11 protein-coding genes, 1 pseudogene and 2 riboswitches are annotated in these 20,722 nt (G+C 36.4%); of the genes and pseudogenes, 3 read left to right on the top strand and 9 right to left on the bottom strand.

What is annotated here, in order from left to right:
* Nucleotides 1–46: 46 nt before the first annotated feature.
* From JNUCC23_RS09705 to JNUCC23_RS09695, 3 genes are all read right to left on the bottom strand, one after another.
* Nucleotides 47–226: a hypothetical protein gene (locus tag JNUCC23_RS09705; RefSeq protein WP_062180332.1), complete on the bottom strand. Its 180-nt coding sequence runs from the start codon at nucleotides 224–226 to the stop codon at nucleotides 47–49.
* Between the two features lie 15 nt (nucleotides 227–241).
* Nucleotides 242–976: a type II toxin-antitoxin system SpoIISA family toxin gene (locus JNUCC23_RS09700; RefSeq protein WP_062180335.1), complete on the bottom strand. Its 735-nt coding sequence runs from the start codon at nucleotides 974–976 to the stop codon at nucleotides 242–244.
* 150 nt (nucleotides 977–1,126) lie between these two features.
* Nucleotides 1,127–2,563 carry a DHA2 family efflux MFS transporter permease subunit gene (locus JNUCC23_RS09695; RefSeq protein WP_454215491.1) on the bottom strand — a complete coding sequence of 479 codons (1,437 nt, stop codon included), beginning with the start codon at nucleotides 2,561–2,563 and terminating at the stop codon, nucleotides 1,127–1,129.
* Between the two features lie 583 nt (nucleotides 2,564–3,146).
* On the opposite strand from JNUCC23_RS09695, the gene JNUCC23_RS09690 reads away from it, so the two are divergent.
* Nucleotides 3,147–3,605 (top strand): hypothetical protein, encoded by a 459-nt coding sequence (locus JNUCC23_RS09690; RefSeq protein WP_403073727.1) that lies wholly within the window; start codon nucleotides 3,147–3,149, stop codon nucleotides 3,603–3,605.
* 237 nt (nucleotides 3,606–3,842) lie between these two features.
* Here JNUCC23_RS09690 and JNUCC23_RS09685 read toward each other — a convergent pair whose 3' ends face one another.
* From JNUCC23_RS09685 to metE, 6 genes are all read right to left on the bottom strand, one after another.
* Nucleotides 3,843–4,826, bottom strand: coding sequence for a S8 family peptidase (locus tag JNUCC23_RS09685; RefSeq protein ID WP_403073725.1), 984 nt, complete (start codon nucleotides 4,824–4,826; stop codon nucleotides 3,843–3,845).
* Nucleotides 4,827–5,943: 1,117 nt separating this feature from the next.
* On the bottom strand, nucleotides 5,944–7,383 hold the full coding sequence (locus tag JNUCC23_RS09680; protein WP_454215489.1) for a sensor histidine kinase: 1,440 nt from the start codon (nucleotides 7,381–7,383) through the stop codon (nucleotides 5,944–5,946).
* A 15-nt stretch (nucleotides 7,384–7,398) separates the two neighbouring features.
* Nucleotides 7,399–8,598 (bottom strand): beta-ketoacyl-[acyl-carrier-protein] synthase family protein, encoded by a 1,200-nt coding sequence (locus tag JNUCC23_RS09675; protein WP_454215487.1) that lies wholly within the window; start codon nucleotides 8,596–8,598, stop codon nucleotides 7,399–7,401.
* Between the two features lie 1,023 nt (nucleotides 8,599–9,621).
* Nucleotides 9,622–13,071 (bottom strand): methionine synthase, encoded by a 3,450-nt coding sequence (metH, locus tag JNUCC23_RS09670; RefSeq protein WP_454215485.1) that lies wholly within the window; start codon nucleotides 13,069–13,071, stop codon nucleotides 9,622–9,624.
* A complete protein-coding gene (locus JNUCC23_RS09665; protein WP_403073717.1) occupies nucleotides 13,064–14,914 on the bottom strand; it encodes a bifunctional homocysteine S-methyltransferase/methylenetetrahydrofolate reductase in 1,851 nt (616 codons plus the stop codon). Before JNUCC23_RS09665 ends, metH begins: the two co-directional genes overlap by 8 nt.
* A 475-nt stretch (nucleotides 14,915–15,389) precedes the next feature.
* A riboswitch (SAM riboswitch) is annotated at nucleotides 15,390–15,489 on the bottom strand.
* A gap of 165 nt (nucleotides 15,490–15,654) precedes the next feature.
* Nucleotides 15,655–17,952, bottom strand: coding sequence for a 5-methyltetrahydropteroyltriglutamate--homocysteine S-methyltransferase (gene metE / locus JNUCC23_RS09660; RefSeq protein ID WP_403074034.1), 2,298 nt, complete (start codon nucleotides 17,950–17,952; stop codon nucleotides 15,655–15,657).
* Between the two features lie 147 nt (nucleotides 17,953–18,099).
* Nucleotides 18,100–18,298, bottom strand: a riboswitch (cobalamin riboswitch).
* A 182-nt stretch (nucleotides 18,299–18,480) separates the two neighbouring features.
* On the opposite strand from metE, the pseudogene JNUCC23_RS09655 reads away from it, so the two are divergent.
* Nucleotides 18,481–19,283, top strand: a pseudogene (locus tag JNUCC23_RS09655) (alpha/beta fold hydrolase).
* Between the two features lie 672 nt (nucleotides 19,284–19,955).
* Entirely contained in the window at nucleotides 19,956–20,162 is a 207-nt protein-coding gene (locus JNUCC23_RS09650) for a twin-arginine translocase TatA/TatE family subunit (protein ID WP_062180367.1), read from the top strand.
* Nucleotides 20,163–20,722: the final 560 nt, after the last annotated feature.

Below are 20,722 nucleotides of genomic sequence, written 5' to 3'. Positions count from 1 at the left end.
GTATGTAATAAATGCGGGGCATTCATATGGGGCATCCTCTATTTTTTTACCATATTTCTCTTAGTCGTTTTAATCTCGGCGCTTTAGTCTTTTGGTTTAGGATAATGCGTTCATTTTGTTCCATGACCTTTTTTGTATGTGGACTTAAACTGACCTCTGGGATTTTCACCTTTGGTTTTCTTACAGCAACAGTGTCATTTTCATTGGCTTTGTTATAAATACTCAAGATCCTTCACCGCCCTTATCTATGTTTTATAACCATATCGAACATCATAATCAGCAAAGCAATCAGTAAACAATCCACTTCTGATACAAAATTGCGAGATTTTATTTTTATTATAAAAGGTTCTGTTAAAAGACTTACAGGATGTAGAGCCATCTTTTCATCGTCATTATAGTACGTATCTTCTCTTTCCAATGTAGCACGGATGGCACTTTCATTCAAGTGAGGATATCCATTTAACGCCAATTGTTTCTCCTCTTCTGTCCTAAAAGGATGGATTTGAACGCTCATTCCGTCTTTCTCGACATAAGCTTGAAGAAGGATTCCCAAATAGGCCAAATATTCCGAATTAGTTTGGTAATATTCTGGTATTCCCTCTTTCTTTAATAATTGAAACATATTCTTTAGTTTTTCCCGATTATCCGTAATTAATTGATCACTTTCAGCAATCGCCTTCGATGCAAAGGACAATTCGTTGTCTCCAATTTTTGTAAAATACATACTAAGAAAAACAAACATATCAATCAACACAAATACGAGGGCAATAATCAAATAATAGTTCCAATCGACAAAAATACTTGTAGGGTACATGCTCCAATAAATGATTGCACCTAAAACAAATAAAAGATACCATGTTTTCCGGATTACTTCTATCTTATTCCTAATTTGTTCCTGGTATTTCCAAGATAAAATGACATAGCTGACCAAAGCAGCAAATATCGACCATACAAAAATTTTGAAAAACAATAACATCTAAAGCCTCCTTAATTCCCCTCTAAACCCATCATAAGGAATTTAGGTATAAAGGGGAAGATGGCTTTTCTCACAAGTTCGAATTAATGATAAAAAGAGTATCAAGAACCCTTTTCATCTTCGGTTTATGGAACGCAAGAATACGTGATATTACTGCTCATTTGCACTTCCATCCTCAGATTGTTTTTCCTTTACTTCTTCCGGTGACTTCTTGTTTTTTATGAAAAAAGAAATCATTACGCCTATTAATGAGAGAATCGAGATGACGATAAACGCAACATTTGCTCCGTACATATCTGGATTAGAGATTTCCGGACGTTGTTGGGCTGTTTCAGCCGTCGTAGTCATTACAGTGACAAGAATAGCAGTACCGACCGACGCCGCAATCATTTTCATGGTATTGTCCATGGCTGCTCCATGAGCAATCAACCGTTTCGGCAGTTGGTTTAATCCTGCCGTTGCGACCGGCATCATTACCATCGATAAACCAAACATTCGAATTCCGTACATAATCGTGATGAACGTAAAGGATGTGGAGGGACTTAAATTCGATAAGGCAAACGAAGACACTGTAATAATCGTTAAGCCCGTAAGCGCTAGCCATCTCGCACCGATTTTATCAAAAATTCTCCCTGTAATAGGTGACATCAAACCGGTAATTAGTGCTCCGGGTAATAGGGCTAGGCCTGCTTCAAATGCTGTAAAATCCCTCATGTTTTGCATAAATAGTGGGATGATCGTCTCTGACCCGATTAATCCCATAAAGGTAATCATTCCAACGAGCACCGTTAGCGGAAAAATAGAATTCTTAAACACCCGGAATTCAAGCATTGGATGTTCCAATCGCAATTGCCTTGTAATAAATAGCACAAGTGCAAATGCACCTAACCCTAGCGTGACGAGCGTACTTGTGGCTAGCCAGCCATTATTTCCAGCGCACGTAAATCCGTAAAGTAATCCTCCGAACCCGAAAGAAGAAAAAATAATTGACAGGATATCTACTTTTGGTTTAGTTACCTCTGTCACATTTTTCATTGCAAAAAATGCAATCAAGATATCAATAAGAGCAATCGGTAGTATTATGAAAAATAAGAGCCTCCAAGAATAATGAGAGGTTACCCATCCTGACAAGGCTGGACCAATCGCCGGTGCAAAGGACATGACGAGTCCAACTAAACCCATTGCTGCTCCGCGCTTATTAACTGGAAAAATCATTAAAAATACGGTTTGCATAAGCGGCAGCATCACACCGGCTCCGCTTGATTGTATCACTCTTCCAAGTAAAAGCATTTCAAAGTTAGGAGCGACACCCGCAACTAATGTTCCGAAAGCGAAAATACTCATCGCGGATATAAAGAGCTGCCTCGTTGAAAAACGCTCCAATAAAAAGGCACTGATCGGTATCATAATCCCATTCACTAACATAAAAACGGTCGTTAGCCACTGAGCGCTATTCGCCGTAACATTCATTTCTTTCATAATCGGCGGTATTGCTGTAATCATAAGTGTTTGATTCAATATTGCAATAAACGCTCCTGCAAGCAGAAGCGCTACAATCGTAGACTGCTTATAGCTTCGTGTTTCCATTCTTCCCTTTCCTCTTTCCTGTTCAATTTCTGTCTTGAAATATGATTCCCTACAAAGTTATATCTTCATTAGAAGAACCTTCATTGTCTTATATCTGTATGTAAAAAATAAGTGCTGTAAAACATACTTTTACAGAGTACACGATTTCCCATTAATAATCTATGGATTGGATCTAAATGATTCTCAGATTTTTTATCTCCTAATAAGTTTCTTTTTCTGTATTTGTTTTAAGTCCTCAATAAGTTCCTCTTATACAACAAATCTTATCATTCTTGAGATTTATGGAAGACTATACGAATTCTATATGAAGCGAACAATCGGGGTACATTCACTACCGGAGCTTTTCGAAACAACGCAGATGGTATTCACCCTATAAATGCTTACTTTACAAAACTTTGATTCAAAAATCCTAGCACAGCATTCCCACCTAATTGAAGTAACATTACCAAATATCACAGATATATCATATTAATGAAATATTACTCTATTTTTTGGTAATACACTCCCTTTTCTTGCAAAACTAGGATATTTAGTATAAGCTAGGGAACATACTTATTTAGAAACTTTCTTAAGGAGGCTAAGTATGTCTGAAATTAAAGATTTTGAAGTAGAAACAGTGTTTGAGGATCGGGTTTATCAGCGTCACGCATTTACCTTTAAGATTCAGGAAGATGTGTTTAAAGGTCATTTTCATAAGGATGAGATTCAATGGCTTCATCCTCATCCAAAACAAATGATTGGTGAAGGTAAAGTAGAAATTATTGAAAATACCATATATGAATTAATGAGTCAATACGGCGTTTCTAGTGGAATTAAAGATTTTGAAATAATCCCAGCATTTGAAGACCGGCTACATGAACGCCAACAATTCACTTTACAAGTACAAGGAGATGAATACAAAGGCTTTGTTCATGAAGGAGAAATTCAATGGTTTCATCCTCAACCAATGCAAAAACTTGAAGATGATCATGTGCAGGCAATTGAATCAGAAATACATAAAAAAATGGCGAAACAAGCAAAAGATAGTAAAGAACATAATTAGAAATGAAAACGGCAGCAAAGTATCGCTGCCGTTTTCTATTGCATCCAAACCCACAGTTTTTATTTATGGGAAAATATCTTTAGTTATTTTATTTACATACCTCATTGTCAAAATCAAAGCTACAAGTCAGCGATATTGTCGCTTTCTAATTTCGACGTAGCTATCCCTTTGCCTTTTTTGTAATTAGTTCTTACATGGAAAGTCATAATATACACTGTATTTATGATGTTAATAATCTTAGCTGTTTTCTAAGCGCAAACTAAACCCTGTTAAAAGTTCTTTTAATTTTTCTACTTTCTGGTGATTTAGTTTCAGCAATCCATGCCCTTCTTGAGTCTCTGGATTGCCCAGTGAAACTGTTTGATTTAAGAGTTCATTATATGCTTCTAACTCTGTTAATTTATGCCCACGAATTGTTTCATATTTATCTATCAAAAGTGCAACCGCTCCTGACACGTGAGGAACAGCCATCGATGTACCTGATAAGACGGCAAATTGGTTACCAGGAAAGGTTGATACAACTTGCTCTCCAGGGGCTACTAAATCTACTTCACCATTAGAATTACTAAATCTAGATATGCGTCCACGCTGGTTAACTGAGCCTACTGCTACAACTTCTGGGTAAGCAGCTGGATAGCTATTCTCGACTGTATCAGCGATTCCATCCCCTTCATTTCCTGCAGCACATACGACCATTATATTTGCTTGAACTGCGTTTTTAATCGATGAATGTAAGGCTGGATCATCGTTCGGTCCCCCTAATGACATAGAGATAACCCGTACTTTTTCCCCTCTTGGGCCCGTCCAATTGATAGCGTATTGAATAGCTGAAGAAATGTTGTCTGTTGTTCCTTCTCCTGATCCATTTAAAGCTTTAAGGACTAGTAACTTCGCTTTAGGTGCTGCACCAACTACGCCAAACCCATTTTCTGCTGCTGCAATGGTTCCGCAAACATGAGTCCCATGTCCATTATTATCGGAAAAATTGGCAGGGTTACCATTATAATCGCCCGTGAAATTATACCCTCCAATAATTTGACCCATTAAATCAAGGTGGTCTGGCTGGCATCCTGTATCGATTACGGCTACGACTATGTTCTCACCCTTAAACCCTTCTCTCCAAATAGAACGCGCACGAATCATTCTAATCCCACGTGGGACTTCAAAAGTATTTTCTGTAATTCCTTTTACATGGAAGGGTATTAATTGAACATTAGGCAACGCTATCCTCTCCCTTCAATTTAACCCAAAACATGCAAGCGCCACGACCTTTACTAATGCTAAATGTGGAGAATCCGCACTTATAACCTGTTTTGGGTAGCTCCAATCTAATAGCACTGATTACAGCGTTTCTTTATTCTATGAATAGGGACGAGTTTTTGCTATAAACCTTAGTCTATTTTGAACTTTTAATTTAATAGGCTAAACACCAGCGTTTGATAGATTTTAAAACCACCACAATGGCAACTGTTGATCTTGACTAAAATTTTGTGTATTACTCGGTATACCTCTTCCCTTCTTTCCTACCATGCTTAATCTTTATATACTTTTTAATAGAGAGTTCTTTTAATTTAGATAATCGAAATTCAAATGACCAATTGTTTACCCAAAGAGATATTCCTGTTTCAAGGATAATAAATAAAAGAAAACTTGATATAACTATCCAAACAATCATAGTTATTGTAACCATCCCCTTTTACTCTTTACTATTCATTTCACTGGATATATATACCTCTATGGGTTGTTGGCAATTAAATTTCACGTTGAGAAAGGATACGTTTTGTATCCATCTCTTTATAATTAGGCTCTGTTAAACTTGCCTGTTGATTGCAGTGAGAGGTGTTCGCTTTGTGCGGGCGGTTCGGGAGTCTTCTCGGCGCAGTGCAACCTGTGGGGTCTTCTCTTTTTGACTCGCTTTCCCCGCAGGAGTCTCACACGCCTTTCTTTTCAATCAACAATGAGCTTTAACAAGCCTAAAGTTAAAATGAGAGGTGAGCGTGGTAGGCTGTTCGACTTACCAAAATAATCAGACCTCTTTTTAAGACACGATTCACTAAAAAGGTCCCATATTAAGCAGTAAATACATATACTGTCGTTTGCTACTTGTGTTAATTGCGATTATACCTTTACGGAAAAATAAAAAGCACCCAATTAGGTGCTTTCCTATAATTTATATTATATCCAAGATATTATTTCTTGTTCATCCCACACTGAACGAATGGGCAGTAAGCCCCCACCTCAAGCTTATGAGAAACAAAGAAGTTAGATGGGGGATGAAAGAACATCCTACTAATAGAAGTTTCACTTATTCAACAGGAAAATATTTTATACGAATCACTCAATGAGTATAAAAGTCACTGAATACATATTGGGGTAATATTATTTGAAAATGTGTTCCATGAGAACTGCTATCGACAATTTTTATATTTCCACGATGTTCAAAAATGATTTTTTTTATAAAAGGTAGCCCTAAACCTAGTCCTTCTTTCTTAAAAGATATAAAAGGATCAAAAATTGCATCCCAATTTTCTAAAGGCACCCCTGTTCCAGTATCTACGATATCTATAATGATTTTATCACCCTCAACTTGAGTAGATAATGCGATTCGTCTGATCTTTCTCTCCTGCGGAATAGCTTCCAAACTATTTTTAATTAAATTTACAAACACTTGTTTCATATATGTATGATTTACATAAGCTTTTAAAGTTTTATATTTTTTCTCAAAGGAAATTTCTACAGAGTTTTCTTTGAGTGATTCTATCGATAATTCAATTGCTTGATCTATTATTTCATTTAAATCGAACATTTTAAATTCAATTGATTTATATTTTATATATTCAGTGTAATTTACTGTTAAATCATGAAGCTGGTCTGCAGCAATTTGAATCATTTCATTCATATTTTTACCTTGTTCTGGTAACGGCGTTAGCTCACTCATTAATTTTGAATAGCCTTTAATAATTTGTAGTGAATTTTTCACTTCATGAACTAAACTCGCAGTTAAATTACCCGTATAATCTAGCTTCTTTTGACGCTCTAATAATCGGTTGTAATTGATTGTCATCATTGTATTCATTTTTACAAAAGAGAAGATTATGATGACAGAAAAAATAATAACGCCCAAGCTGCTATACAGTGCTCCTGCTCCAGGTACAAAGTTTAAAAAACCTGAAAGATACAATAAAAAAGAGCATAAAGAAAATGTACCTAAAAATCCTTTTAAATAAATATTCTGAATAAACTTAGAAACAAAATAAGAAAAAGCGATAAAAATTAGAAAACTTGCTGTGTGAAATACATATAAAGAATGCAGCCGTCCATACTCTGGAAAATAAAAAGTATTGTTGGTATTGGTAATCTGGACTTCTCTCAATCCACTTACCCCGTAATCTGTTAAATTAACAATAAAAACAAAGGTACTCCAAACCACTAATAAAACCAATACTTTCCGAGTAAAAATGGATACTAAAGGACGATAAAATTGGTTATCTTTAATATATGCCGAATGTTTTTTTACGGTTACATAGGATAAATAAAACACTAAGGGTATCATGAATGTTGGACCTGCCCTAAAAAACTTGAATAGCCAGAGAATAAGTTCTTCGGAAAGGATCCCTTTTAAATATAATACTGCAATATCTATTTGCCAAAAACTAATGGATAGCATATAAAACAATAAGGCATATGATAATTCCGAACCTTTATAAATCTTTAATATAGAAATCGCCAATACTATAGGAATTATACCTATACTAATAATCAAAAACGATATGATCATTTCTAACTCACCACTCTATTTATGTCTCTTTATATATGCACAGGCATTGTTACCCCCATGACCATGATTCGTTATTGCTACTTCATTTACCTCTTGATGCCAAGGTTCTGTTACAATGTTCATTTCTTCATACCCCTCTTTATTGGTTCGAATTGTTGGAGGGATAAATCCGTGATTAATACTAATTAAAGAAGAAATAACCTGCAATACTCCAATAGCTCCATATGGATTACCAATCATACTTTTGATTGAAGTATAAGGAACCTTGTGGTTAAATAATATTTTTGAACAATGTTCCTCAATCCTATCATTCACTTGAATTCCTAATGCCTGACTATTAATATAATCTGGTGTTCTCCCTTCTATCACTTCTTTTAAAGCGCTAATCATTTGTTCACCAGTTTCTTCTATAGAATAGATATGTACACCATCATTGTTCGAAACTATATTTTCAATTTCACCTAGGATTTCAATCTTCCTCTTTCGTGCATCTTCTTCTCTTTCCAGAATTATTACGCCAGAACCTTCAGAAATAGCAAACCCTTTACTATTTTGATTGAATGGTACTGCACCTACATTTAGTGTTTGATTTATGGGAATTGACTTTGTTTTGGCAAAACCAAAACAAGCCATTTTATTTACTAAACTATCTGTACCTCCAACAACAGCCACATCTATAATACCACTCTTCAGGTAAACCATTGCGTCTTGGATAGCTTCTAAACTAGATGTACAACCAGTCGTTATCGTTTTTGTTATCCCCTTTATTGATAAATAATGGGCAATTTCAGCAGTAATGCTATGATAATTCGAAAAATGTGAAAAAGTTATGGGCACATTCCTATAATTATTTTCATTTACATGAATGATCGAATCATGAAAAAGCTTCTCACCAATTGCTCCCACTGAGATTCCAAAAAACAGTCCAACCTTTTTATCCGCTAAATTCGAAAGTCGCGCTTGATTCAAGGCTTCCTTTCCTGATGCCATACCAAGCAAAGTAGCCCTTGGTAATCGTTTAAACCTCTTATCAGACTCAAATTCATCTAAACCACTATGTATACGTCCAATAATAGTTTTTTCTCCATTTGGTGAAAGGTCTGTAACAGTATCTAAACAACAAACCCCATTTTTTAAATTATATATGTATTGTCCTATATTATTTGTATTCGGTGCTTTTACCCCATATCCCGTTACGACTATTTTATCTCTCAAACTTACCACCCTTTGTTTATAAACTATTTCCAAGATGTATTTATTCTAAGTGGTATAAAAGTAGCATTATTACTACAGTATAACTTTTATTGTGATTTATGGATAGATATTTTACAGGAGTAATTAAAATCAAAAGATGGGCTTTTTAGTTTGCGAAATTTGATAATATTCACACCATTATTATCCAGCTGCATTTTCACTACTTTTTACCCACCTTTTTATTTTAATTCATCTAAAATACTCAAACTTCTATAATTATAAAAAAACACCTCCCTTTAAATCGATCGGTGCTATTTATAATTATCTACTTTTCTTGTTTTTTAATAATTTTCTGAATATGAGTAACAACAACGTCGCTTAAGAGTAGTTCTTTTGCAACTAAAGCAGCTCTCGAACCAAGTTATCTTTTATCTGATCATTTTTCTACAATAGTTTTTAGTTTGATGAACAATAGGTTTAAAAGCTTTGAGCGTCTAGATCAATCCACCAAAAATCAATAATATGTCCAGCAAGCAAATATCCCAGAGAAAGGACAAAGCAGGGTCTACAAAAATTATAAAAGGAACGATGTTTGTAGATAGATGACGAATGCTATTAAGTTTCCCCAGCTTGAGAAAGATAAGAAATATATACTACTAGTAGATATATACCAAATCAGGTATTTGTAATAACTAACACTTATTTTGTCCATTTTGGATAGCTTAGGAAAAGTTATTTTTTGTCAAAAATCGATTTAAATAAGATTACGGATCAGCATTACTTTGTCATTACCCTTCGATTTATTAATGACAAATAAAATATGCTGTGTACAAATATTAATGAGTCCACAGCTTAAATAGTTAGACTACCAGTAGTGGTAATATGAATACATTTGTAGATAATGGTAGACTACCTAAAAAACAAATCTAATATTCTCCATCTCTATACAAAAATCTACTTAGAATACTACTCTATGTATTCACAAGTACCTTTTTAGTTGTTAATATATCGATTGTTTATAAAGAATTATTGTTTACTAAGATTTTACCTTTCAACATTAAAATATCGTGCTTCAGGGTGCGCAAAAACGATTGCTGAGACGGAAGCTTCTGGTTCCATCATAAAACCTTCAGTCAATTCTACCCCAATATCTTGTGGTTTTAAGAGACGGAAAATCTTTTCCTGATCTTCGAGATTAGGGCATGCTGGATAACCGAATGAAAAACGTTGACCTGTATATTTTGCTGCAAAACGTTCTTTCATCGTCATATCTATCGGATCACTAATACCTTGTGCGTCTCTCATCAAATGATGCATTCTTTCAGCAAATCCTTCCGCCGTTTCAAGAGCAAGTGATTGTATCGCATGACTTTTTAAAAAGTCACCCTCTTGCTTCCATTTTTCTGCCCATTTTCTAATTCCCTTGCCTGCCGAAACAAGAAAGAAGCCGACATAATCCATTTCACCTGACGAAACAGGTTTTACATAATCGGCAAGACATAAATAAGGGCCACTGTCCTGACGAGGAAAATCGAATTCTTCCAAAATTTCATTGTGGTTGTCAGGATTATATACTTTGACCTTATTTCCTTCGCTTTGAGCAGGGAAGAACTGATAAATTCCATTTAAACCGTACTCATGGTCCGACTTTAAGAAAGTGATTAATTCATCTACAAGTTCATTCAGTTCAATCGCCCGCTCATCACCCTTTCTTACCAGTTCAGCTACTTTTCCTTTCAAACCAAGATGGTGACCAATCAACATTTGCCGATTTATGTATGGCTGAACAACATCTATCGGATAATCCTTCAATATATGACGTATTTGATCAAGTGGCTTCTTGACAGGAACAACAGATAACGGTTTTACTTCTACCTTTTTTCGTTCCGGTTTTTCCATCGTAGCCACGATCGCCGCATTGACCCTTGCTGTCTCCCGTTTTTCACTTAATTCTCTCAGATACTCTATTTTTTTATGATCGTCATGTAAAATATTTGCGACAGCAAGCCCATCCATTGCATCTTTTGAGTATAAAACAGGGCCATCGTATTCTGGCGAAATTTTAAAATCTGTAAATTTACGTGATAATGCGGCACCCCCTACTAGAATGGGAATATCGATGCCTGTTTGTTTTAAATCCTGCGCCGTGAGAACCATTTGCTGGGCTGATTTTACAAGCAGGCCTGAAAGTCCAATAACTGTCGGGTTATGCTTGCGAACCTCTTCAATAATTTGTTGTGACGATACTTTTATCCCAAGATCAATCACTTCATAGCCGTTATTGGAAAGAATAATGTCCACTAAGTTCTTGCCAATATCATGCACATCCCCTTTGACAGTCGCTAGTAGCACTTTTCCTTTTTTTGCACTGTCTTCTTCATTTTCCATTAGCGGTTCAAGATATGTAACCGCCGCTTTCATAGCTTCTGCGCTTTGTAAAACTTCAGCAACGATGAGCTGATTGTCATTAAATAGACGTCCTACTTCCCCCATGCCATCCATTAGCGGTCCATTGATAATCTCAAGCGGTGCATCCCCACGATCAAGCGCCTTATTGAGATCAGTAATTAAACCTTCTTTCGTTCCCTCAATTATATAATTGGCCAATCGTTCATCTAGAGGTAAGATGGCCGCATTTTCTTTTTTCTCCGCCTTTTTACCACGATAAAATTCTGTGAAAGTGGCTAATGATTCTGATGATGTATCGAACAAAAGAGCTTCAGCCAATTTGATCTCTTCTTCCGGTATCGAAGCAAAACGTTCTAGTTTTTCCGTATTGACAATTGCGTAATCCAGCCCCGCCTTCGTGCAGTGATAAAGGAAAACGGCATTAAGTATTTCTCTTCCCCTTGGTGGGAGACCGAATGAAACGTTAGATATCCCAAGAATCAGCAAACAATCCGGAAATGTTTCTTTGATTGCCTGAATTCCTTTCACCGTTTCAAGGGCTGAGCCGATATATTGCTCATCGCCTGTCCCAACTGGAAAAACAAGTGGGTCGAAAATCAAATCACTTTCTGACAAACCATATTTATTGACAAGTAAATCAACAGAACGCTTGGCGATTTCAAGCTTTCTTTCCGCTGTAACCGCCATCCCTTCTTCATCGATTGTACCCACCACGACGGCAGCACCATATTGATGGATAAGTGGCACAATCTTTTCAAATCGTTCTTCTCCATCCTCCAGGTTAATGGAGTTTATGATTGACTTCCCTTGCGATCTTTTTAACGCTTCCTCCAAGACAGCTTCATCCGTCGTATCTATCACAAGTGGTACTTTGATTTTCTTTACCACTTCAGTAACAAACTCTTTTATATTCCCTAATTCATCGTCATCAGGATCAGCCAGACAAATATCAATAACATGAGCTCCTTTTTTCACTTGAGCTCGAGCAATTTCTGCCGCTTGTTCAAATTTCTTTTCTCTAATCAATTCCTTGAACTTACGCGATCCGATAACATTTGTTCGTTCTCCGACAAATAATGGACGCATGGAGTCATCATAGATAAGAGGTTCGATTCCTGATACTGCATGACCGTGTGTATGAGTTTCAATTATTCGTGGCTCAATCAATTCAAGTACTTTTACCAATTCAACAATATGCTCAGGTGTCGTTCCGCAGCAACCACCAATAATGTTAACCCATCCTTTTTCTGCAAACTGTTTCATTTTTTCTGCTAAAGAATTCGGCGATTCATGATAATGCCCTTCCTCATCTGGGAGTCCCGCATTAGGGTAACAACTAACTGCTCTATTTGATAAATTCGCCAGTGTTCTGATATGGTCAATCATGAATTCTGGTCCAGTCGCACAATTCAATCCGACTGCAAGTGGATTCATATGTTCACATGAAAGATAAAATGCTTCTATCGACTGACCGGCAAGTGTCGTTCCCATCGGTTCAATTGTGCCAGAAATCATGATCGGGATTTCCCGTCCGTATTTGACAAACGCCCCTTTGATTCCAGAAAAGGCTGCCTTTACATTTAACATATCCTGACATGTTTCAACTAAAAGTAAATCTACCCCTCCATCAAGAAGACCTAACGCTTGTTCTTCATAAGAAGCGGTCAATGCTTCAAATGTCGTTCCACCAGTTACAGACAATGTTTTTGTCGTTGGTCCCATAGCTCCTGCCACGAATCTAGGCCATTCTTTACTCGAATATTTTTCACAGGCCGCCTTAGCAATCTCGGCAGATTCTTTGTTTAGTTTATATGCCAGATAACTTATATCATACTCATCAAGCACGATACTTGTTGCACCAAATGTATTTGTTTCGATGATGTCTGCACCAGCTGCCAAATATTTTTCATGAATGGAACGAATGACATCGGGTTGGGTAATCGTTAAATATTCGTTACAACCTTCATATTGCTCACCACCAAAATCCTCAGCGGTTAAATCCTCAGCTTGTAACATGGTCCCCATCGCGCCATCTAATAATAAAATTTTTCTTTTCATTTGTTCCTGAATTAACCGTTTACTCATATGCTCCCACCTCCGAAGTATGCCTACTATCTACTTTTCTGATATGTTGCGTTAATTCTGCCGTCATTTCATAGTATAAAAACGGGGTAATTAAATAGATGCCCTTAAATTTATCCATTGCAGCATCCACCAATTCCTTGGCAATGGCTATCCCTTCATTTTTGGCTTTATTTGGATCATTGCCTGCAGATGCCATCGCTCTGCGGACTTCTTCTGGCAAGTTGATACCAGGCACTTCGTTATGGATAAATTCCGCATTCCTTGAACTTGTTAATGGCATAATACCAAGAAAGATAGGTGTATCTAAATGTTGCGTTGCTTCGTATACATCTTCAATTTGTTTGACGGAATAAATCGGTTGCGTCAAGAAGGAGTCAGCTCCACAGGCAATCTTCTTTTCAACCCGCTTAACTGCTTTATCGAGATATTTGACATTTGGATTAAAAGCAGCAGCAACTTTGAAATTCGTTTTTTGACCTAGACTTTGCCCTGAATAAGAAAGTCCTTCATTAAATTGTTTGATAAGACTAATTAAATCTAATGATGATAAATCATATACAGATGTCGCACCTGGAAAATCACCAATTTTAGATGGATCACCTGTTACGACTAAAATCTCATTCAGATCAAGCGTTTGCAGCCCCAACAAGTGCGATTGTAGACCTATTAAATTACGGTCACGGCATGTTATATGAAGAAGCGGCTTTATTTCATGCTGTGTTTTCAAAAGTGTACCTAATGCCACATTGGAAATTCGCGGTGAGGCGAGCGAATTATCAGCCATTGTAACGGAATCTACCCCCGCTTTCCTTAAGGCAACGGCACCATTCATAAAGGCTTCAATCCCTAATTTTTTCGGCGGATCCAATTCTACTAAAATCGTTCTTTCCACTTTCGCTTTTTCATGGAATGCTAGCCCTTCATCAGAATTTCCCACTTCGATAATCTCAATTTCCCTTACTTTAATTTCCTTTTCTAGAACAGGCGCTAACAATCTTACCGCATTTTTTATTGCTTCAATATGGATAGGCATCGTGCCACAACAGCCACCGATAATGGATGCCCCCTGCTCTCTGAGCTCTAGTGCTGATGAAGCGAAATATTCAGGTACTGCATCATATACAAGTCTTCCATCGACATAATCTGGTAAACTAGCATTCGGAAAAACGGCAAGTGCCGCTTGTTTTGGTAACGAAACGGATTCCAATGCGCGAATCATATGATGCGGACCAAGTCGACAGTTGATGCCGACTACATCTGTTCCCAACTGCTCTAATCTTTGAAAAGCCTCGTTTAACGACATCCCGTTTTGTAAATTTCCAAGTTCATGTAATGAGACATTTGAGATAATTGGCAAATCCGTTTCTTGCCGTGCAATCTGAAGAACGGTCTCTAATTCCTCCAAATCGTAAAATGTCTCAAGCAATAGTCCATCTGGTGCCTCAAGTAGGAGACTATATAATTGCTCTCGGAAAATACGTTTGATTTCCTCTAAGCTTAAATCTGATTTACGTATACTCCTTAATGCACCTATCGTACCGAATACAAATGCGTTCCCTTGTACAGCGACCTTTTTAGCAATCGCAATGCCTTTACGATTAATTTGACTTACTTGATCTTCCAATCCATACCTCTTTAATTTATGAAAATTAGCTCCATATGTATTCGATTGGATAATATCTGCTCCCGCATTCAAATATGCCTGATGAATTGTTTCAATTTGATTGGGATTCGTGATATTCAATTCTTCGTAACAAAGATCAATGCCGTGGGAATACAATAATGTCCCCATTGCTCCTTCTCCAACTAATATTCTGTTCTTCAATTCTTGACGAAAATCCATAAATCCCTCCTTTCTGAGGGCGTCCTAAAGAGATCTAACCTTAACTCCCTATACACGGTTTATTGTGTGATATACACATAATTTTAACGATATATTGAAGTTCTGTGGTGTGACGCTCTCGTTTTAGGATACTCTCACTAATTTCGTTGTTATATAAGAAAAAAACAACATGTTGATGAAGGAATTATCGAAACATTCTCTCCATCTATCAAACATTCACTTACTCGCTTTAGCATATGCCGGTTACTGAGGTTTTTTCGGGACAATCCCTTCGCACATCTCGAGAAGTATTGATTTTAAAAAAACAAAATTATCTAGCTATAAATTTACTCATTTAATACTGATGTCATATCACGAATATTCCATTAATTTTAAAATCATCCTCCTTCTTTAGTTTTTACCGCTATTTCGCGTGTTAAAATAAAAAACCTCTTCTTAAGATCAGAAGAGGTTTTTGCACCATGGCTATTCACTCTTCCTATCTTCAAGCTTTTCGCTTCTGGAATTAGCACAGTACAAAAAAGTCTGTTGCTGAGGTATCAAAGGGCCAGTCCCTCCACCTCTCTGGATAAGAAAGTTACATATTTAGTTTTAATTAACTATTACTCTATAGCTGTGATTAACAAATGTCAAGAAATAATTTGGTGAAAATTCCGAATAAAACGATTATTCATTCGTTTGATAAGTCGCTATTAAGGCTTAAGCATTCACCATATTTTCTACACCTTTTATTATCCTTCTTATACATTCAGTGTTTGTTTTACTTCAAGCTTTTCACGATAAAGCTTTGTTGCTTCTACCATTAATTTTAATGCCACGACTGTTTCTTCAATACCGCGCGTTTTTAAACCACAGTCAGGGTTAACCCAGAATAAACGGTAATCTAAGACTTGCAGGGCACGTTCTATATTTTGTGATAACTCTTCCAATGTTGGTACACGCGGGCTATGAATATCATACACGCCAAGACCAATCCCCTTATGATACAAATGTTCTTCAAATGAGCGAATTAATTCACCATGACTTCTTGACGTTTCAATCGAGATGACATCTGCATCAAGTGCATCAATGGCTTCAATAATATCTTCAAAGTTCGCATAACACATATGAGTATGAATTTGTGTTTCTTCCTTCACAGACGATGTTGATAATTTAAAAGCATCAACCGCTACTTTTAAATAGGTTTCAGTTTTTTCTGTTTTCAACGGCAATCCTTCTCTTAAGGCTGGTTCATCGACCTGAATCATACCGATACCGCTTGCTTCTAAAGCTTCGACTTCCTGTCGGATTGCCAATGCCAATTGACTTAAGACATCTTTACGACTTATGTCATCACGCACAAATGACCAATTTAAAATGGTCACAGGGCCTGTTAACATGCCTTTTACAGGTTTTGTGGTCAAGTTTTGCGCATAAACCGTTTCTTTTACTGTCATTGGTTTTGTTAAGACGACATCACCAAAAATAACTGGTGGTCTAACACAACGTGAACCATATGATTGCACCCAGCCATACGTTGTAATCGCAATACCTGCTAATTTTTCACCAAAGAACTCAACCATATCTGTCCGTTCAAATTCACCATGAACGAGTACATCTAAACCAAGTTCTTCTTGAATATCAATCCACTTTTTAATTTCTTCTTTAATGTATTGCTCATACTGTTCGTTTGATAGTTCCCCTTTTCGCCATTTCAAACGTTGCTTTCGTACCACTTTCGTTTGCGGGAAACTACCGATTGTTGTCGTTGGAAGTAATGGTAAATCCCATCGTTTATCATGCAATGCTTTTCGTTCGCTTGCATCTACGCGAGTTATTGAATAATGAGATAAATTTACTAATGTATCTTGCACTTCTCTCACGTTTCGGAACGATGAATGATTTAATAATCTAACTGCTTGGTCACATTTGTCAAGCTCTTCAACAGTTAGTTCATGTTTTGCAAATTTCGTTAACAAGACCACTTCATCCAGTTTTTCATCTGCAAAAGATAGTGCATTTTTAACAATGGCCTCTAAGCTTTGTTCACTTTTCACTGTCACAGGAACATGAAGTAAGCTACAAGATGGTTGAATTATGAGACGATTATCGTCAACTATACTTGTTAATGTTCCGATGAGTTTTGCTTTCTCTTGTAAATTGGCTTTCCAGACATTTCGGCCGTCAATGACTCCTGCTGCCAAAACCTTATCTTTCGGGAAACCAATTGCTTGTAATTGAGCAATATTCATGTTTTCGTCGTGAACAAAATCGAGACCAATTCCTGCAACTGGTAATTGAACGATGGCTTGATAATGTTCGATACTTTCATAATACGTTTGTAGAATGATTTTTACGTTTGGGACGGACTTTTTAAAAGCTGTGTACACTTCATTAACATCACGTAAAATTTCACGATCAATCTGCTTTACTAAAAGTGGTTCATCAATTTGTATCCACTCAGCACCCGCTTCTTCTAATTGTTGCAATACTTCGACGTAAAGTGGAATAAGCGCTTGTAACAATTCCTTGCGTTTTTGATCATCGTATCCTTTTGACAATGCCAAAAAAGTGATCGGCCCGAGGATGACAGGCTTCCCATTTATCCCTAATTTTTCTTTTGCTTCTTTATATAATTTCAATGGCCAGTTTTCTACTAAAACCGGTTGTGCATCTTCTAACTCGGGCACGATATAGTGATAGTTTGTATTGAACCATTTTGTCATTTCTGATGCTACTTTACCTTTACTGCCTCTGGCAATTTCAAAATAGGTTTGAAGTGAAAGTTGCTTTCCTTCTGTTTTAAATCGTGTTGGGATGAGCCCAAACATAACAGCTGTATCTAATACATGATCATAATAACTGAAATCACCGACAGGAATGAGATCAATTCCTTTTTCCTGTTGTTTTCGTAAATGTGATAGGCGAATTTCTTCCATCTTGCTTGTAAATTGCGACTCGGTCAGCTCTCCTGCCCAAAACAATTCTAAACATTTTTTCCATTCGCGATTTTCACCAATTCTCGGATAGCCTACATTTGAACTTTTAATTCCCATTATTGTTCCCCCATTTCAATTTTAATTGCCTCAATAAAAAAGTCTCTCTTTGCAATAAAGAGAGACTAATGATAGACATAGTTAACTAGAGTTGAGACTAGCAATCAGTTTCAACATACGGCTATCACTCCTCCCTATTTTCGCGTAGGTAATAAGCGCATCCAATAGGCAGGTCTCCTGACTTAGGTTCATCGTTTTCTATCCCTTCCCATTTCATGATGAAACAGTGGTTAACGATAAAGAACTCCCCATAACAGTGGCGCGACCGTGTCGGATTTACACCGAACTTCCCTTTTAAGTTAAAAACATGTTGCTTGTTGCTTTTAACACCTATCGTTTGAATATTATTCATTTTTTGAATTCTCGCAATAAAAAGTTTATTGGGATTAAGATTATATCATCTTGTCTGATTTCGCAAGTATCTTTTTATTTGGTCAGATAATTCAGGGATAAACGTTGTAAATAGTTTCGAATATCTTATCATTTTTTTCATCATTCGATCCATATACCGGTGAATGAGAGGGTGATTTAATGGCCTATTATATCCAGACTGATAACAATGTAAATATTTTTGTAGAGGATATTGGAAATGGGAAACCAGCCTTATTTATTCATGGTTGGCCTGTCAATCATAAAATGTACGAATATTAGTTAGATATTCTGCCTGAATACGGGATTCGCTGCATTGCACTTGACTTACGTGGATTTCGAAAATCAGATCGCCCCTTTAGCTTATACTCGTATAACGCAATGGCTGATGATATCCGCGGGATTATTGACACGTTAAAATTAACTAATCCTACTTTAATTGCCTTTTTAATCGGTGGTGTCATTGCAACCCGTTATATGTCTAGACACGCCGGGCACAATATTAGCCAATTAATTCTTGCAGGCGCTGCAGCCCCATCGTTTGTTCAATGGAATAACTTTCCGTATGGAATGCCGGTTTCGGCAGTAAATTCAATTATTAGTCAAGCCTATCAGGATCGACCAAAGATACTTGATGAATTCGGCAAAATGTTTTTTGCAAGTAAAATTAGTCGTGAATTTAACGACTGGTTTTTGACACTTGGTTTTGAAGCATCTGGTCAAGGGACAATTAAGGCTTCTGAATCCTTACGTGATGAAGATCTAAGAAACGACTTAGTTGCAATCAGGATTCCAACAACTATTCTGCATGGTAAAAAGATCAAGTATGTCCGTATGAATTAGCTCAGGTGATGCACAAGAATATCCCTCAGTCTAAACTCATTCCTTTTGAAAATAGCGGACATGGTCTTTTTTATGATGAAAAAGACAAATTTAATCAAGAACTGCTAAAAGTCCTATTATAATTTTCATTTAAATGAGCTCCTTTTGCAGGAACACATCTGTTCTTTCATAAAAAGATTAAAATGTTGGTAAGATAGATTAGACGAATGAAGACAATATATTAATGAATTAGCGGAGTTAAAAACAGATACTGAATCCTTAGAATTGATGAGATTCATGTACTTCAGCTGTTTCCTGAGGCGTGGAAAATCTTAAGACATATATGTAGAACACTCCCATACCCAAGAATTGGATCCTTGGATACGAGAGATTTCTTTTGGAATATTAAAAAAACCAGTTCTATAAAGAACTGGTTTTGTCCCTAACAATTAGGTAGCCGCCATTGCCGTAAGCTCAGTAATAAAGTTTTAAACCACCACTCCTCAAAGTGGGTGTTTGCAAAAACAGTCCTGTATGTCCTCAGTCAATGAAAAAGGCCTGACATTCTTGTTTTGATATAAAACTCCCTATTACAGCTTAAAGGTTAAAACTTAATTATCAATACGTACAACGCAGCTTGTATTAGTATAATATCTGAAATGAACAAAGATTGCAAGCCTAAATGATTGAGAAAAATACAATTCATTTTACTTTTTTATTCTTAGTATGATCAGGAGTCTTACGCTAAATATCCATCTTGCAAACGCTTGATAAAAGTCTATAATAATAGATATCTACACAAGAGGAGTGAAAATATGTTTTCCAATATTGGTGTGCCAGGTTTAATTCTCATCCTTATATTAGCACTTATCGTCTTTGGTCCTAGTAAGCTTCCTGAAATTGGACGAGCCGTCGGAAATTCACTACGGGAATTTAAAAAAGCGACAAAAGAATTAACAGATGATATTAAAGAGGATGTAAAAGAAGACATAAAAATTGCAAAAGAAGTTTCAAAAAAATAAACGTGATTTCCAATAATGGTTAGTTTGTGCACACTACACACAATTAATAGTCTTTATAACCTAAAATGCGAGATCTAATTACGTGTTTTTTAGGGTAACCTAGTTTCCATTTATTACATTGAAAAAGACGCCTGCAAAGCAGGCGTCTTTGATGCGTTTGCGGCGAGAAACCGTTGGGCCACATCCCTAACGTGCGTTAAGCATGTTCCTCGTCTTATGCAAATTAGCTCATCGCTTTATTACTATACCATTTTTTTAATCAGCAGACAAGGTTTTTATTTGTAGACTTTTAAATAGCACACTGACAGCTATCTATTGAACCAAAAATATACATTAGCATAATTTAAAATTCCTATCTAATAATAGGAAATCTCTTGTCTTTTCTAGCTTCCTTTAATTTAGCTTCAGATACATTCTTCTCAATCCGCCCCTTAAAGAAACATTTTTTACTTTTACTTTTTTGACAATAGGAGTAAATTAAATATTCTAACGGGGTTAATGTTGAAATAACCGTAAACTCAATCACCAAATTTTTTCAGATGAGATCTGAATTTCATTGG

The organism is Peribacillus sp. JNUCC 23 (assembly GCF_053653995.1).
Note: the sequence above shows the minus strand (reverse complement) of the source record. Positions and strands in the feature narration are given on the sequence as shown.